Genomic DNA, 16061 nt, shown 5'->3' on the forward strand with positions numbered 1-16061 from the left:
CGGCGATCAGACGCCGGCGAGCGCCGTCTGCTGGTCCGTCTGGCCGCGCATGGCCCAGCCGGTGGTGCGGTTCTCGATCGCCACCGCCGCGACATACATCGCGACACCCATCACCGCCGTGACCATCAGGCCGGCGAAGACCAGCGGCACGTCGAAGCGGGAGGAGGCGAGGATCATCAGGTGGCCGATGCCTTTGTTGGCGGCCACCGTCTCCGCGATGATCGATCCCACGAAGGCCACCGTGATGGCGATCTTCAGGGAGGCGAAGAAGTAGGGCATGGCGCGCGGCAGGCCGACCTTGCGGATGATGTCGGTGGGCTTGGCGCCGAGTGCGCGCAGCACGTCCCGCAGCTCCGGCTCCACCGTCGCGATGCCGGTCGCGACGTTCACGACGATGGGGAAGAAGCTGATCAGGAAGGCGGTGATCACGGCGGGCACGGTGCCGATGCCGAACCAGATCACCAGGATCGGCACCACCGCCACCTTGGGGACGGAGTTGAAGCCGATCAGCAGCGGGTAGAGGCCGTGGTAGAGCAGGGTCGAGCTGCCGATGGCGATGCCGAGCAGCAGGCCGAAGACGATGGCCAGGCCGAAGCCGATCAGCGTCGTCATCAGCGTCTGCCAGGAATTGTCCAGCAGCGGCTTCCACCACTTGATCATGCTGGCGGCGATGTCGGTCGGCGCGGGCAGCACGAATTGCTGCACCTGGAAGGCCTTCACGGCGACTTCCCAGATGACGAACATGCCGATGATGACCAGCCAGGGCAGCCAGGCCTGCAGCCGCTTGCGGCGGCGCGCGGCGGCGGCCAGGGCTTCGAGGCGCTTCAGCGCCTCCGGCGACATGGAGCCGTCGGCGACCTTCGCGTCAGTGGCCACTGGTGACCTCCTCGCCCTTGCGGGCGGCGCTGATGTGTTCCCGCAGGTCATGCACGAGGGACACGAATTCGGGCAGGTAGGTGGTGTCGAGGTTGCGCGGCCGCGGCAGGTCCACCTGGCGTTCCGCGATGATGCGGCCGGGGCGCGACGACATGACCAGCACGCGGTCGGCCAGGAAGGCGGCTTCGCGCAGGTCGTGCGTCACCAGGATCACGGTCGGGCGGCGGGCGATCCAGACATCCTGCAGGACGGACCAGAGGTCCTCCCGCGTGAAGATGTCGAGCGCGGCGAAGGGCTCGTCCAGCATCAGCAGCGCGGGTTCGTGGATCAGCGCGCGGCAGAGGCTGGCGCGCTGCTGCATGCCGCCGGAGAGCTGGTGCGGGAACTTCTTGTCGAAGCCGCCGAGGCCGACGAGCTTCAGCAGGTCCTGGGCGCGGGCCTCATACATCGCGCGCTGGCTGCGGAGCTGGCGGCGGTGCGGTTCCACGACCTCCAGCGGCAGCATCACGTTGTCGATGATGTTGCGCCAGGGCAGCAGGGTCGGGTTCTGGAAGGCCATGCCGGCAATGCTGAGGGGGCCATCGACCTCCTGCCCCGCGACCACGACATTGCCGGCGGTGGCGGGCCAGAGGCCGGTGACGAGGCGCATCAGCGTGGACTTGCCGCAGCCGGAGGGGCCGACGACCGCGATGAACTCGCCCTTCGCGACCTCCAGCGTCGCGTTCTGGAGCGCCAGCGTGCCCTCCACGCCGCCGTAGCGCATGGCGACGCCACTGATCTCGACGAACGGTCGTTCCATTGAACCCCCCGGCCAGGCGCCCCCTGGATCGGGCGCGTGCAGGGTCGTGTGTGCGACAGGGGGGGAGGCGGGCGCAAGCCGTCGTGAGGACGTGATGCCTGCTGCGGCGCAGCGTTACCGCCGCTTAATGCTGCTTTCCTGGGCAATCCGCCTAAGGGCTAGGCGCGGAGAGCAGGGCGGCGCAGGCCAGCGGCATGCGGGGCGGCGCCGGCGGGCGGGCGGGCGGCGGCGGGCGCTGGCGCGATTCGGGCGTGAACCACCAGTCCAGCGTCGCGTCGCAGCCATCGCCGGGCGGTGGCGGCGCGATGTCCCGGCATTCGGGGCTGTCGGCCGGGCAGCGGAGGCGGAGGTGCATGTGGCTGTCATGCCCGCGCCAGGGGCGCACGCGACGCAGCCAGGGCTCCCCCCGGTGGTCCGCGCAGAGGCGCCGCTTGATGGCGGGGTTGACCAGCAGCCGGTCGAGGCCCGGGGCCTCCGCCGCGATGCGGATCAGGGTGGCGTGGCGGGGCGTCCAGCGCGCCGGGTCCACGGCCGATTCGTCCGGCAGGACGAGGTAGGGGATGGCCAGCTCCTCCCGCTGCGCCGCCGGGACGCGGGGCTTGGGGCGGAGGTCGAGCCAGATATCGGCGTCGAGCCCCGATTGGTGGCTGGCATGGCCCCAGGGCATGGGGCCGCCGCGGGGCTGGCCGAGATCGCCGATCCAGAGGTCCGGCAGCCCCGCCCGCCGCGCCTCGCCGGCCACATGGGCGACGAGGGCGATGGTGGCGGGGTGCCCCCAATGGCGGTTGCGGCTCACGCGGATGGCCTGCCAGCCCGGGCCTTCCGGCGGCAGCGCCACGGCGCCGGCGATGCAGCCGAGGTTGGTGGTGCCGATGGACCGCGCCGGGCCGGGGGTGGGGCGGGACAGCGCCGCCCAGTCGGCGGCGCGGGCAAGGGGGCCCTCCGCGGCGAAGGCGGGGCTGGCGGCCAGCGCGGCCAGCACCGCGAACGGGCGGAGGGCGGGCCTCAGAAGCGCCTCTCGAACACCGTCACCACGTCGCCGGGCTGCAGCAGGGCCTGGCGGCTGGCGCGGAATTCCTGCGCGCGGCCTTCCTCCGTCACGCGGGTGACGGAGACGTAGTCGCGCAGGGCGCGGTAGTTGAAGCCGCCGGCGACGGCGACGGCGGTCAGCGTCGTCATGCCGGGTTGATACGGAAACTGGCCGCCGCGCTCAACCTGGCCGAGCACGAAGACGGGGCGGTAGGTCATCACCTCCACCGCGGCGGAGGGGTCGCGGAACAGGTTCTTCTCCCGCATGGATTGCTCCACCGCGCGCTCCACCTCCGCCGTGGTGCGGCCAGCGGCCTGGATGGCGCCGATCAGCGGCAGGGCGATGGTGCCGGCATCGGTGACGCGGAATTCGCCGGTCAGGCGCGGGTCGTTGAACACGGTCACGCGGAGCTGGTCCTCCGGGCCCAGGCGATAGGCGCTGCGGCTGGCATCGGGCAGGGGCGGCAGGTCCAGCCCCGGATTGGCGCAGGCGGCGAGGCCGAGGGCGGGCAGGAGCGGCAGCATCAGGGCGAGGCGGCGTGACGTCATGGCGGGCGGTCCCCTTCGATTGCAGTCGGGGGCAGGGACGCGCGGCGGGGCGATGCGTTTCCTTCCGCAGGCGGGTCATCACGCCCTTGTTTGCGCGGGCGCGGAACCGATGCGGGGCGCGCCGGTTGGTGCAGCGCGGCGCGACCTGCGAGTGGCAGGCAACTCGGGCGCCGCCGGGGGAGTTCCACGCCGATGCTCGACAGACCGGTCGCCGACCAACGCATGCCCGCGGACCGCCGCGCCCCGCCGCGCGCGGCGCCGCCGGCCGCGCCGATCGAGCCGGAGGGGCTGAACGTCACGGCGCTGCTGGGCGCGCTGCGGCGGCGGCGGCTGGTGCTGATCGCCTGCATCCTCATCTTCCCGCTGCTGGCGCTGGTGGCGGCGACGAACATCACGCCCCGCTACACCGCGGGCGCGACCGCGATGTTCGAGCCGACGGAATACGCGGCGCGGGAGCTGCAGAGCATCCTGCGCGACGAAAGCACCACGGATGCGGTGCTGGCGAGCCAGGTGGAGATCGTGCGGTCCCTCTCCGTCGCGCGGCGGATCGTGGAGCGCTTCAACCTGACGGAGCGGCGGGAATTCGCCTGGTGGCTGCAGGACCGGGAACGGGCGGACACCATCCCCTTCCGCGTGCGCACGGCGCTCGCCGGCTGGGTGCGGCCGGTGCTGCCCGATGCGGCGGAGATGATCGCGCCACGGCCGATCGCGGCGGTGCCCACGGGCGACATCGCGGAGATCCAGGCCGCCGAATTCGTCCAGGGGCGGCTGGAGGTGCAGGTGGTGCGCAACAGCCGCGTGCTGCAGATCCGCTTCACCTCGGAGGACCCGCAGCTGGCGGCGGCGGCGGCGAACCTGGCGGCGGAGCTCTACATCGCCGACCAGCTGGAGGCGAAGTTCACCGCGGTGCGGCGCGCCAATGACTGGCTGGATGGCCGCATCGCGCAGCTGCGCGCCGAGGTGCAGCGGAACGAGAGCCGGATCGCCGAGCTGCGCAGCACCTCCGGCCTGACGCGGGGCGTGAATGCGGGCCTCGGCACCGAACAGATCAGCCGCATCACCCAGGACCTGGTGGAGGCGCGCAACCAGCTGGCGACGGCGGAAGCGCGGTTCAGCGCGGCGCGGGGCGGCGGCGGGGGCGCCGACATGGCGGCGCTGGGCTCCGCCAACCTGGTGGCGCAGCGCCAGGCGCGGGACGAGGCGCGGCGGGAGCTGGACCGGCTGGCGGCGACGCTCGGCAGCGGGCACCCCGATGTGCGCGCCGCCGCATCCCGCCTGGCGGCCGCCGAGCGTGCCGTGGGCGGCGAGACGAGCCGCGTGGTGCAGGCGCTGGATGCGGAGGTGCGGGCCGCCCGCGCCCGCGTCGGCAGCCTGGAGGCGAGCCTGGCGCAGCAGGAGGAGCGGATGTCCCGCACCCAGGGCGCCGAGATCCGCCTGAACGCGCTGGAGCGGGAGACGGAAGCGGCGCGGAGCCTGCTGCGCGCGGTGCTGGAGCGCAGCCAGTCCACCGTCAGCCAGACGGCGATCGAGAAGCCGGATGCGCGCATCCTGTCCCCGGCGACGGTCCCGGGCATGCCGTCCTTCCCCAAGCCCACGCTCTTCGTGGCGGCGGCGGCGGCACTCGGCGCGCTGTTCGGGCTGCTGCTGGTGTGGTTCCTGGAACAGGCGGACAGCACGATCCGCACGGGGGATGACGTGCGCGCGGCGCTCGGCCTGCCCTGCGTCGCGCTGGTGCCGATGCTGCGGCGCGGCATCCTGGGGCGCAACCGGGTGGAGGACTACGTCGCCCGCAAGCCGCTCAGCCCCTTCTCGGAGAGCATGCGCAACCTGCGGGCGGCGCTGTGGCTGGGCTCCGACCCGCCCAAGGTGGTGGTGATCACCGCCGCGCGGCCCGGCGAGGGCAAGACCACCACCTCCATCGCCCTGTCGCGCTCCGCCGCCATGAACGGGGAGAAGGTGCTGCTGGTGGATTGCGACATCCGCCAGCCCTCCATCGGCCGGGCCTTCCGGGCGGAGACGGCGGCGGGCGTGACCGACCTGCTGCTGGGCCAGGCGCGCTACGAGGACATCGTGCGGCGCGACCACCTCACGGGCCTCGACTACATCCCGGCGGGGGCGGCGGAGATCCATTCCCTCGGCCTCTTCATGTCGGAGGCGATGGCGGCGCTGCTGGAGCGGGTGCGGCGGGACTACGACCTGGTGATCCTGGATGCGCCGCCGGCGCTGGCCATGGCGGATGCCCGGGTCGTCGCCCGTCTTGCGGATGCCACATTGCTTTGCGTCAAATGGCGCGACACGCCGAGGTCCGTGGTGCGGAACTCGCTCGCCCTGCTGGAGGATGCCAAGGCCCGGATCGTGGGCGCGGCGCTGACGCAGGTGGACGCGAAGTCCCACCGCCGATCCGGCTATGCCGACAGCGAGGTCTATCATCCCCGCTACAGCGGCTACTTCAGGGAGTAGGGTCTTTGGGTCGCTATCTCGTCACCGGCGGGGCCGGGTATGTGGGCAGCCACACCGTGCTCGCGCTGCTGGACCGGGGGGATGAGGTCGTCGTCCTCGACGACTTCTCGAAAGGTCACCGGGAGGCGGTGCCGAGCCGCGCCCGGCTGGTGGATGGGCGCTGCGAGGACCCGAAGGCGCTGGCGGAGGCCTTCGCGGGCGAGCGCTTCGACGCGGTGCTGCACTTCGCCGCGCTGTCGCTGGTGGGCGACAGCATGCGGATGCCGCTGCGCTACATGGCGGAGAACCTGGCGACGCTGTCCGCTGTGGCCGATGCGGCGGTGGCGCATGGCTGCCGGAAATTCGTCATGTCCTCCACCGCCGCGCTGTTCGGCTTCCCGGAGCGCATCCCGATCGACGAGGAGCAGCGGCTCGGCCCCGTCTCGCCCTATGGCGAGAGCAAGCTGATGTGCGAGCGGGCGCTGGACTGGGCGGAGCGGATCCACGGGCTGCGCTTCGCCTCGCTGCGCTACTTCAACGCCGCCGGCGCCGATCCGCTGGGGCGCGCGGGAGAGGATCATGAGCCGGAGAGCCACCTGATTCCGCTGGCGATCGACGCGGCGCTCGGCATGCGGCCGCCGCTGACGGTGTTCGGCACGGATTACGACACGCCGGATGGCACGGGGGTGCGGGACTACGTGCATGTCACGGACCTCGCGGATGCGCATCTGCGCGCGCTGCCGCTGCTGGAGGAGCGGTCCGTGCGCTTCAACCTCGGCAACGGCACCGGCTATTCGGTGAAGCAGGTGATCGAGGCGGTGGAGCGCGTCGGCGGCCGCAAGGTGCCGCACACGCTGGGGCCGCGGCGGGAGGGTGATCCCGCGACGCTGGTCGCCAGCTCCGCGAAGCTGCGGGCGGAGACGGGCTGGACCCCGCGCTTCCCGGGGCTGGATGAGATCGTGAAGACCGCCTGGGATTGGCGGGTGAAGCACCCCAAGGGCTATGCCGGGGCGCAGCGCGCGGCGTGAGCAAGGGGGCCTCCCGGCCCCCTTTTTCGTGATCGGTGCCGGCCCAGAGGTGATACGCTGACCGGTGGCATGTACCGCATCACGATCCACTGCGACGGCGTCCCCGCTTCGGCAGGAGCCCAGGCGGCACGGGACTTGGCCGAGGCGCTGCGGCGCGACTACCCGCATGAGCGTCTCGTCGCCTGCTCTTTCCTCGACGGAACACTGCGGATCGTGGTCGAGAACGACTACGACGCCGCGGGGCTCAACCTGATGGACGAAGTCTCGGACCTCGTCAGCGCCAACCTCGGGCCGTTCGACGGCGACCTCAAGCTTGTCAGCGTCGAGACGCTGCGCTGAAGGGGTTGGCGCCCCGCCACGGTCAGCTCGTCATCCGGTCCAGCACCGGGATGCGGCGCAGCACCAGGCGCTTGCCGAGCATGGGCAGCAGCACGCCGGCGGCCGTCAGCACGGGGATGTGGATCCAGAAGCCGGACGCCGTCCAGCCGATGCCGGCCAGGATCAGCACGGCCTTCGCGACGCCGATGGCGATGGTGTTGAAGAGGTAGATGACCATGCTGGCCTGGCCGAGGGCGAGCGGCCACTGCCAGCGCGTCACCGGCCCGACCCGCATCAGCCCGTGCAGCGCGGGAATGGAGAGAAGGCCGCAGACCAGCAGCGCCAGGTCACCCTCCAGCGGGCCGAACACCGCCAGCAGCAGCGCGGCGACGAAGGCCAGCCACCAAAGCGCCAGGTAGCGGGTGAAGAGGGGCAGGAGCAGCGCCTCCCGCTCCGCCGCCCAGATCCCGATGGCGAAGAAGACGGCGTGGCGCGCCAGGCGGTCGGCATAGAGGATGGAGGGCGGGTCCAGCGCCAGCAGCAGCAGGCCGACCAGCACCAGCCCCGGCGCGCCGACGCGTCGCCAGATGGGCGGCGCGGCGATGGAGCAGACGAAGAGCACCCAGAGATACCAGACGGAGGTCGCGGGGCTGCGCGCCGTGGTGAAGAGCAGGTCGCGCAGGCCGCCCAGCAGCCCGTCCGGCCGGTTGTCCACATGGACGAAGTGCTCGGTGGCGAGCTTGCCGAACAGGATCAGCAGGCCGAAGAGGAAGAAGGGCGGCAGCAGCCGCGCGGCGCGCTTGGCGGCCAGCGCCGGCATGCCCGCCAGCGGCGTGCGCTGCGTGCCCATCAGGCCGAAGACGGTGCCCGAGAGGTAGAGGAAGAAGGGCATGTGGAAGGCGTAGATCGCCGTCCGCAGCAGGTCCCACCATTCCGCGCCCGGCGGTGGCGCGCCGGCGACGATATGGCCGAAGACGACGATGAGGATCGCCACCCCCTTGGCGCGATCGAGGTCGAGCCGCCTGTCGCGCGGCGGGCGCGCGGGGCTGGTGGCGACGAAGGCGGGCATCGCCGCGGCCGTCGTGCTCATGCCGCGCGCAGCCGGCGGGCAAGGTCTTCGCGCATCAGCCCGGCGGGCACGCTTTCCCGCTGTTCCAGCCTGGCGCGGGCAAGCGCGGCGGCGAACCAGGTGAATTGCGCGACCGCGGTGCTGGCGATCAGCGTGTTGTCGAAGCCGCTATGCAGCAGGGCACCCACGATGGCGGCGCGCAGCACCAGCCGATCCGCCGCCGCCACGCGCCGCGTGCCGAGCCAGACCCAGGCGACGAGGGAGAGGAAGATCATCGCGCAGCCGATGATGCCGGCATCGACGGAAAGGCGGAGGTATTCGTTGTGCGCGGCGTTGGAGCGGATGAGGCGGATGCGAGGGTCCTCGGGATCCACGATCAGCTTGCCGGCGCCGAGGCCGTAGCCGAAGAGGGGGCGCTGGTCGATCGCGTCGATGAAGTAGGGCCAGATGACGTCGCGGCCGGAGAGGTTGACGTCGTCGCCGCCCAGGAAGCGGTCGGCCGCGAAGATGGCGACGGGGCCGAGCAGGATGGCGCCCGGCAGCATGCCGCCCATCACCAGGTCCACCTTGCGCTTCAGCGGCAGCACGCGGCGATCCGCCAGCAGGAAGACGATGCCGAGGAAGAGCATGACGGCGATCAGCGGCGCGCGCGCCTGGGTCGCAAGCAGCACCGCCAGCGCCGCACCCGTCAGCAGCAGCCAGCGCATGCGCGCCGTGCGCAGGTATTCCAGCGTGGCGGCGAAGACCGCCGTGACGGCGAAGCCCGCGAGGAAGGGCGGCGAATGCATGCCCTGGAAGCGCCAATTGGCATCGAAGGGCGATTGCAGCCCGGTCGGCCAGGCGAGGAAGCCGGCAGCGGCGCTCAGCAGCGGGATGAAGACGATGCCCTTGCAGAAGCTGGACCAGACGCGGCGCGGCGCGGCGGCGAAGGCCAGCACGAAGGGCGCGGTCGATCCGATGAAGCTGCGCACCATCTCCGCATTCGAGGAGACGCGGCCCATCGGCAGCACGACGATGCTGATCATCGCGACGACGGTGAAGGCGAGGAAGGGCCAGTTGATGGCGGAGGAGAAGCCGTAGCGCAGGCAGAGCATGGCGGCGATGGCGAAGGGCACCAGCTTCACCACCGCGCTGCCGAGTGCCGCCGCGCCGCCCGTCGCCATCAGGTCGAGTTGCACATCGACGGCGAGCCCATAGACGAAGACGAGCAGGCCGACGGCCAGCAGCGGTGCCTCGTAGAACAGCAGCGCCACCATCAGCGCGACGGCCGCCGGCATCACGGCGAGCGCGAGCTGCGGTTCGAGGATCGCGAGCGCCAGCAGCGCGGCGGCTGCGACGAGGGCGAGGAGAAGGGCGAGGAGCGAGGGTGGAACGGTGCGCATGCCATCGCGTTATCGCACGCGAAGGGAAGCCGTTCCCAATCAGCTTTCGGTGTCGATCTTCCAGCCGGGATAACGCATGGGTGCGAATGACAAGCCGGCGGTGCAGCGCCGCCCGGCGCTGACGCGGTTGCGCGTGCTGCTGATCGGCTGGGTGCTGGTCTATCACCTGGAGCTGCCGCTGCGCGCGCTGCGCGGCCTGGGCTTCCTGGAGGGCGTGGCGCTGAAGGGCTACCTCGGCGTCGATGGATTCTTCCTGCTGTCGGGCTTCGCGCTGGTGCTGGGCTATGCGCACCGGCCGCCCGAGGGTTTCGCGGGCTGGCGGATGTTCATGCGCGGCCGCCTGGCACGCGTGCTGCCGCTGCACTGGGCGCTGCTGCTGGCGATGGTGGCTATGGTGCTGGCGGCGATGGCCGCGGGCCTCGCGGTGAATGCGCCGGAGCGCTTCGGCCTGCGGGACTTCGTGCTGCAGGCGCTGCTGCTGCATGGGTGGGAGACGACGTCGCAATTCGCGTGGAACTACCCGTCCTGGGCGCTGTCCGTGATCCTGGCGGGCTATATCGCCTTCCCGCCGCTGCTGGCGGGCGTGGTGGCGGCGCCGGTCGCGCTGCTGTGGCTGCTGGCCGGCATCGCGGCCATGGGTCTCCTCGCGCTCGGCGCCATGGATCCGGGGCTGCAGCTAAACCACACGCTGCATCTGGGCCTGGCGCGCTTCTTCCTGGAATTCATCGCGGGCATGGTGCTGGCGCGGCTGGTGCAGGCGGGCGCGGTGGCGCGATGGGCGGCGACGCTCGGCGTGGGGCTGGTGCCGGCGGGGCTGTGGCTCGGCATCGATGCGGTGGTGGTGGCGGGCCTCGCGAGCCTGGTCGTGCGCGCGGCCTTGCAGGAAGGGCAGGATGAGCGCGGCGTGATCCACCGGCTGGGGGAGGCGTCCTTCGGCGTCTATCTCGCCTGGGTCTTCGTCGAATCCGTGCTGGTGCTGGTGCTGCGCCTGGTGCAGCCGGGGCTGGCGGGGCGGCTGCTGCTGATGGCGGCGGGGCTCGGCGGCACCTTCCTCGCGGGCTGGATCGCCTGGCGGATCATCGAGGTGCCGGCCGCGCGCTGGCTGGCGGGGCGCGGTTCAGCGCGCCGCGCGTAGCGCCTCCGCCAGAAGGCGGCGGGGGCGCGGTGCCTCCCCCTGCTGCAGGCGCCAATGGCCGCCATGCGTCACGGCCCAGAGCGTGGCGGGCAGGCCGAGCCGCCGCAGCACGGGCAGCGCAACGGCAAGGTCCCGCGCCCAGGCGGCCTCATCCTCCGCATGCGGCAGCGCGCCGCCGAGTTCGGCGACGATGACGGGGATGCGGTGGCGGTCCCGCCAGGCGGCGACGGCGCCGAAGCGTTCCGCCACCCAGGGCGCGGCGCCGCCTTCATAATCATGCACCTCCGCGATGGTCAGCGGATCGGGCGGCGGGGGCTGGCGCAGCAGCGATCGCCAGGAACACCATTCATGCCCGCCCCAGACCAGCGCGTGGCGGGGCGCGGCGGCGCGGGCGGCGGCCAGCAGGCGGTCGCGCAGCGGCGTCCAGGCGGCGGCATCGTCGAAGGCCGGCTCGTTCAGCGGGCCGAGCGCGACGCGCGCGGGATCGGTCGCCGTGCCGAAGAGCCGCGCGCGGGCCTGCATGATCCGCCACGCCGCCTCATCCCAGGGGTTCCAGGGCTCGTAGAGATCCGTGAGGCCGAGCAGGACGGGCAGGCCGGCGGCATCCGCATCCTCGATGGCCTGGAGAAAGAGGCGGGGCACGTCCTCCCCCGCGCCGGCGTCGCGCGGGATGAAGAGGCGGGCATGGTCGAAGCCGGCGCCGCGCAGATCATGCCACCAGGCCCGGCCGAGGCGCCGGGGGCGCTGGCCGGAGGCGACGGGGAACCAGCGCTCCAGGTTGGCGCCAAGCCGCAGCGTGGCGATGCTGTCGCGCAGCGTCGCGGCCGCCGCCGGGGCAGGCACCGCCAGGGCGGCGCCGGCGGCGAGGAGCGTGCGGCGGGTGGGGGCGGGCGGGCTCATCCCGCGGCCTCCCCGGCCAGGGCGCCGCGGAGGTAGCCGAGGTTGTAGGCGGCGCCGCAGCGGGCGCGGACCAGGGCGGCGGAATTGCGCGGCCAGGCCAGCAGCGGCGCCTGCACCAGCAGCTTCGCCGCGGCGCCCGGGGCGCGGCGCGGCCAGCCCCGCCGCCGGTCCCGCAGCGCATCGGTCGCGCCCTGCCAGTGCAGGCGGGAGACGAGCCAGGAGGGGCGCAGGCGGCTGGCCTGGATGCTGTGGCGGACGGTGACGGCGCCATCGTAGAAGACGCGGCCGCCCCGGGCCTGGAGGCGCGACAGCACCTCCTCCTCCTCCCCCGACAGCAGGCGGTCGCCGACGCGGCCCAGCTCCTCCGGGAAGCCGCCCACGGCCAGCAGGTCCCGCCGCCGGAAGGCCATGTTGGCGCCATAGACGGCCGCGCCCTGCGGCAGCGCGGCATCGCCGGTGGCTTCCCCCCGGCCATCCCATTCGACGATGGTCAGCACGCCGCGCAGGTTGTCGGGCCACCAGGGGGGCAGGGGCGCTTCCCATGCCGGCAGGATGCGCCCGCCCAGCGCCACCGCGCCTTCCGGCAGCGCGGCGATGGCGGCCAGCAGGCGCTGCGCCCAGTCGGGCTCCGGCACCGCATCATCGTCCAGCCAGGCGGTCCAGGGGGCGGTCGCGGCCTTGAGGCCAAGGTTGCGGGCCAGGGAGAGGCCGGGCGTGCCGGTGCGCACCAGCCGGGCGCCGGCGCTGGCGGCCAGGCGCGCGATGCCGGCCTGCGCGGCGTGGGGGGAGGCGCTGTCCACCACGATGAGCTCGATGGCCGGCTGGGCCGGCCGGCGGGGGGGCGCCGCATCGATCAGCAGCGCATGCGCATCCCGCAGAAGCACCACGCCCTGCTGCCGGGCGAGGCCATCCAGGCAGGCCTCGAGATAGGCCGGCCTGGCATGGGTGCAGATGATGACGCTCAGGGCTGGGGGTTCGAAACCCGCGATGTATCCGTCAGCCACCCTGGCTCCTTCATCCGTTGAAGCGGAAGGCTCCTGCCACCTGGTCGCCGCTGCTGGCCGGGGGTTCGGCCGGCTTCTGCTGCGCCGCCATGGCTTCCTTCGCGCGGGCCTCGATCTGCTTGGTCACTTCGACCAGGACGCGCGCGAGGTTCGGGAGTTGCAGGACCGGCACGACGAGGAGCGCGGAAGGTACGGGCTTGGCCTCGCCGCCGCCGGCCGCGGCGGAGGCGCCGGTCTGCGCGCCGAGGGTGATGCGGGCGACGCCGCTGGCGACATGGACATCGATGACGCCGTCGCCGAAGACGGTGGGAAGGGCGGTCATGGGACGTTTCCTGTGGCTGAGGGTGGGCGCGCGATCACTGTTCGCGGAAGGCGCGGTGGAAGCTGTCGAAGACGGGCTGGAGGAGGTAGCGCGCGAAGGACCGGCTGCCGGTCTGGATCTGCGCTTCCACCATCATGCCGGCGCGGAGCACGACGCCGTCCAGCGCCGCCAGCTGGGATTCGTCGATCTGCACCTGCACGCGGTAGTAGGCGGTGCCGCGGCGTTCATCCTGCGTGACGTCGGACGCCACGAAGGTGACGTGCCCGTGCAGGTAGGGCACCAGGCGCTGCTTGAAGGCGGGCAGGCGGATCTCGGCCTGCAGGCCGGTATGCACCACGTCGATGTCGTTCGGCTGGACGTTCACCTCCGCGATGATGCGGTCGGCTTCCGGCACCAGGTCCAGCACCGGGTCGCCGGGCCGGATCACGGCGCCGATGGTGAAGACGCGCAGGTTGAGCACGGTGCCGGCCTCCGGCGCCGTGATCTCGAGCCGCGTCGAGACATCCTCCGCCGCGCGCAGCCTTTCCTCGGCCTCCGCCAGGCGGAGGCGGACGTCGCGCTGCTCGGCGGAGGTTTCCTGCGTGCGCTGGTCGATGATGCGCTGCATGTCGCGCTCGGCCTCCGCGATCTGGGCGCGGGAGCGGACCATCTGGTTGGCGATGTCCGTGATGTTGCCGTCCACGGAGGCGACCTGGCGCTGCAGCGCCAGCAGCTGCGGCAGGCGGGCCAGGCCCTGGCGGAGCAGCTGGGCGGTCGCCGTCTCCTCCGCCCGCAGCAGCACCAGCATGCGGCGCTGCGCGTCCATCTGGCCCTCGGCGGAGGCGATGGTGGCGCGGTGCTGGTCGATGCGCGCGCGCAGCACCTGGATCTGGCTTTCGAGGGAGAGGGTCCGGGCCTGGAACAGGGTGCGCTGGCCGGTGATGAATTCCTGGGCGCGGAGCGCATCCGCGCCGGTGAGTTCGGCGGGGAAGGCGATGTCGCGCGCGCCGGCGAGTTCCGCGGCCAGGCGGGCATCCTGCGCCAGCAGGGCCCATCGCTGGCTGCGCAGCGTCTCCGTCTGCTGGGCCGCCTGGGGCTGGTCGAGGCGCATCAGTACCTGGCCCTGGCGGACCATGTCGCCGTCCCGCACCAGGATCTCCCGCACGATGCCGCCTTCGAAATGCTGCACGGTGCGGCGCGTGCCTTCCACCTTCAGCAGGCCCGGCGCGATCGCCGCTTCGGCCAGCGGGGTCAGCGCGGCCCAGAGGCCGAAGCCCAGCACGAAGACCAGGGTGATGGCGTAGCCCAGCAGGACCGGCACGCGGGTGCGCGGGCGCGGCGCATCGATCGGCAGTTCCGGCTCCGGCGGGTTCCAGAGCACGGGGGGGGCATCGGCGGGGCGGCGCAGCAGGGGCATCTGGCCGCCGGGCGCATCGCCGAGGGGCAGGACCTCCGCCGGGGGATTGGCCTGGCTCATCGCGTGCCCTCCGCCCGCCCGGCCGCGGGCGGGGCCACTTCCTGGGGCCTGGCCTGCTGCACCAGGCGCTTCAGCACCTCCGCCCGCGGGCCGAAGGCCTCCGCCGCGCCGTCGCGCAGCAGCAGGACCTTGTCCACGCCCTGCACCAGGGTCGGGCGGTGGGAGACGAGGATGACGGTGCAGTTGCGGGCCTTCAGCGCCTCCAACCCCCGGATCAGGGCCTGTTCGGCATCGCCGTCGAGGTTGCTGTTGGGCTCGTCCAGCACCACGAAGCGCGGATGGCCGAACATGGCGCGCGCCAGGCCGATCAGCTGCCGCTGGCCGCCCGAGAGGTGCTGGCCGCCATCGCCGATTTCCGTGTCGTAGCCCTGGGGCAGGCGCAGGATCATCTCATGGCAGCCGGCGAGCCTGGCGGCTTCGAACACCATCTCGGGATCGGCATCGCGCATGCGGCCGATGTTCTTCATCACCGTGCCGTCGAACAGCTCCACATCCTGGGGGAGGTAGCCGACATAGCGGCCGAAATCCTCCCGCTGCCAGGTGAAGACATCGGCGCCGTCCAGCCGGACGGTGCCGGCGGAGGGCTGGAGCGTGCCGATCAGCAGGCGGATCAGCGTGGTCTTGCCGGCGGCGGAGGGGCCGATGATGGCCAGGCTCTCCCCGGCCGTCAGGGCGAAGGAGATGCCCTTGATGATCGCGACGGGCTGGCCGGGGAAGCCGAAGGTGACGCGTTCGGCGGTGACGCGGCCCGTGGGTTCGGGCAGCGGCATGCCGGGCGGGCGGATGCGCGGCAGGGCGAGGAAGCCGAGCAGGCGGCGATAGGATTGGCGGGCCTGCACCAGCTGCTTCCAGCCGCCGATCATCTGTTCGACCGGCGCCAGCGCGCGGCCCATGATGATGGAGGCGGCGATGGAGGCGCCGGAGGTGAGCTGCTGTTCCAGCGTCAGCCAGGCGCCGACGCCAAGCACCGCGACCTGGATGGTCAGCCGGAAGAAGCGGGTGATGGAGAGCAGCATGGCGGCGCGGTCGGCCGCCTTCTCCTGCGGCGGGATGGAGGCCGCGAGGCCTTCGCGCCAGCGCTGCAGCACGGCCGGCGCCATGCCCATGCTGTCGATCACCTCCGCGTTGCGGACCATGCTCTCGGCCCGGCGCTGGCTGGCCATGCCGGCGGTGCTGGCCTGGCGCAGCAGCGCGCCCGTGGCCCATTCATTCGCCAGCGTCAGCCCGAACAGCAGCACGGCGCCGCCGAAGGCGATCCAGCCCAGCGTCGGGTGCAGCGCGAAGATGACCGCGAGGTAGATCGGCACCCAGGGCACGTCGAAGACGGTGAGGGAGGCGGGGGAGCCGAGCCAGCCGCGGCAGACCGCCAGGTCGCGCAGCGCCTCCATCCGGTAGGGGCGGCCGCGGAGCTGGCTCTCGATGGCGCGGATGAAGGCCTCCGGCGCCGCCTTGCCTTCCACCCAGGTGGCGAGGCGCTGCATCACCTGGCCGCGCAGCCCGTCCAGCACCGCCATGACCAGCAGGGCGAACATGGCGATGGCGGTGAGGTAGTAGAGCGTGTCGATGCTGCGCGTGGACAGGACGCGGTCGAAGACCTGCATCATGTAGAGCGAGACGGTGAGCTGGAGCAGGTTCACCACGCCGCTGAACAGCCCGACCGCCACCAGCTGCGACCGCCCGGCCGCGATGGCGCGGGACAGCACCGTATCGGGCTGGCGGTCCGGCTGGCCGGGGATCAGGGGCATGGGCCGCAGC

The 16061-nt window shown here is 72.5% G+C and carries 15 protein-coding genes; 4 read left to right on the plus strand and 11 right to left on the minus strand.

Annotation, left to right across the window (positions count from 1 at the left end; all coding sequences use genetic code 11):
- Positions 1-6 precede the first annotated feature (6 nt).
- The 4 genes from JJI54_RS20175 to JJI54_RS20190 form a co-directional block, all read right to left on the minus strand.
- Positions 7-876, minus strand: coding sequence for an ABC transporter permease (locus JJI54_RS20175; RefSeq protein ID WP_456305606.1), 870 nt, complete (start codon positions 874-876; stop codon positions 7-9).
- Positions 866-1675 carry an ABC transporter ATP-binding protein gene (locus JJI54_RS20180; RefSeq protein ID WP_203074865.1) on the minus strand — a complete coding sequence of 270 codons (810 nt, stop codon included), beginning with the start codon at positions 1673-1675 and terminating at the stop codon, positions 866-868. Before JJI54_RS20180 ends, JJI54_RS20175 begins: the two co-directional genes overlap by 11 nt.
- Before the next feature lie 151 nt (positions 1676-1826).
- Positions 1827-2657, minus strand: a complete 831-nt coding sequence (gene mepA, locus JJI54_RS20185; protein ID WP_318987538.1) for a penicillin-insensitive murein endopeptidase — start codon at positions 2655-2657, stop codon at positions 1827-1829.
- A 23-nt stretch (positions 2658-2680) separates the two neighbouring features.
- Entirely contained in the window at positions 2681-3253 is a 573-nt protein-coding gene (locus tag JJI54_RS20190; protein WP_203074866.1) for a polysaccharide biosynthesis/export family protein, read from the minus strand.
- Between the two features lie 192 nt (positions 3254-3445).
- Between JJI54_RS20190 and JJI54_RS20195 the strand changes: the two genes are divergently transcribed.
- From JJI54_RS20195 to JJI54_RS20205, 3 genes are all read left to right on the plus strand, one after another.
- Positions 3446-5713 carry a polysaccharide biosynthesis tyrosine autokinase gene (locus JJI54_RS20195; protein ID WP_203074867.1) on the plus strand — a complete coding sequence of 756 codons (2268 nt, stop codon included), beginning with the start codon at positions 3446-3448 and terminating at the stop codon, positions 5711-5713.
- A gap of 5 nt (positions 5714-5718) precedes the next feature.
- The gene (gene galE, locus JJI54_RS20200; RefSeq protein WP_203074868.1) at positions 5719-6720 is read left to right on the plus strand and encodes a UDP-glucose 4-epimerase GalE; all 1002 of its coding nucleotides are present in this window, start codon (positions 5719-5721) and stop codon (positions 6718-6720) included.
- A gap of 69 nt (positions 6721-6789) precedes the next feature.
- Positions 6790-7059: a hypothetical protein gene (locus JJI54_RS20205; protein WP_203074869.1), complete on the plus strand. Its 270-nt coding sequence runs from the start codon at positions 6790-6792 to the stop codon at positions 7057-7059.
- Positions 7060-7081: 22 nt separating this feature from the next.
- On the opposite strand, the gene JJI54_RS20210 is transcribed toward JJI54_RS20205, so the two are convergent.
- On the minus strand, positions 7082-8128 hold the full coding sequence (locus JJI54_RS20210; protein ID WP_203074870.1) for an acyltransferase family protein: 1047 nt from the start codon (positions 8126-8128) through the stop codon (positions 7082-7084).
- A complete protein-coding gene (locus tag JJI54_RS20215) occupies positions 8125-9489 on the minus strand; it encodes an O-antigen ligase family protein (RefSeq protein WP_203074871.1) in 1365 nt (454 codons plus the stop codon). Before JJI54_RS20215 ends, JJI54_RS20210 begins: the two co-directional genes overlap by 4 nt.
- 76 nt (positions 9490-9565) lie before the next feature.
- On the opposite strand from JJI54_RS20215, the gene JJI54_RS20220 reads away from it, so the two are divergent.
- Positions 9566-10624: an acyltransferase family protein gene (locus JJI54_RS20220; protein ID WP_203074872.1), complete on the plus strand. Its 1059-nt coding sequence runs from the start codon at positions 9566-9568 to the stop codon at positions 10622-10624.
- On the opposite strand, the gene JJI54_RS20225 is transcribed toward JJI54_RS20220, so the two are convergent.
- From JJI54_RS20225 to JJI54_RS20245, 5 genes are read right to left on the minus strand one after another with little or no spacing between them, the layout of a single operon-like run.
- Positions 10607-11524: a cellulase family glycosylhydrolase gene (locus JJI54_RS20225; RefSeq protein ID WP_203074873.1), complete on the minus strand. Its 918-nt coding sequence runs from the start codon at positions 11522-11524 to the stop codon at positions 10607-10609. The genes JJI54_RS20220 and JJI54_RS20225 overlap by 18 nt on opposite strands.
- Positions 11521-12528: a glycosyltransferase family 2 protein gene (locus tag JJI54_RS20230; protein ID WP_203074874.1), complete on the minus strand. Its 1008-nt coding sequence runs from the start codon at positions 12526-12528 to the stop codon at positions 11521-11523. The genes JJI54_RS20225 and JJI54_RS20230 overlap by 4 nt, the downstream gene beginning before the upstream one ends.
- A 10-nt stretch (positions 12529-12538) precedes the next feature.
- Positions 12539-12850 carry a hypothetical protein gene (locus JJI54_RS20235; protein WP_203074875.1) on the minus strand — a complete coding sequence of 104 codons (312 nt, stop codon included), beginning with the start codon at positions 12848-12850 and terminating at the stop codon, positions 12539-12541.
- Between the two features lie 34 nt (positions 12851-12884).
- Positions 12885-14306, minus strand: coding sequence for an HlyD family type I secretion periplasmic adaptor subunit (locus JJI54_RS20240; protein ID WP_226381943.1), 1422 nt, complete (start codon positions 14304-14306; stop codon positions 12885-12887).
- Positions 14303-16051, minus strand: a complete 1749-nt coding sequence (locus tag JJI54_RS20245; RefSeq protein WP_203074876.1) for a type I secretion system permease/ATPase — start codon at positions 16049-16051, stop codon at positions 14303-14305. Before JJI54_RS20245 ends, JJI54_RS20240 begins: the two co-directional genes overlap by 4 nt.
- Positions 16052-16061 lie beyond the last annotated feature (10 nt).

Origin of the sequence: Falsiroseomonas ponticola (assembly GCF_016805305.1) — a bacterium.
GTDB classification, from domain to species: Bacteria; Pseudomonadota; Alphaproteobacteria; order Acetobacterales; family Acetobacteraceae; genus Falsiroseomonas; species Falsiroseomonas ponticola.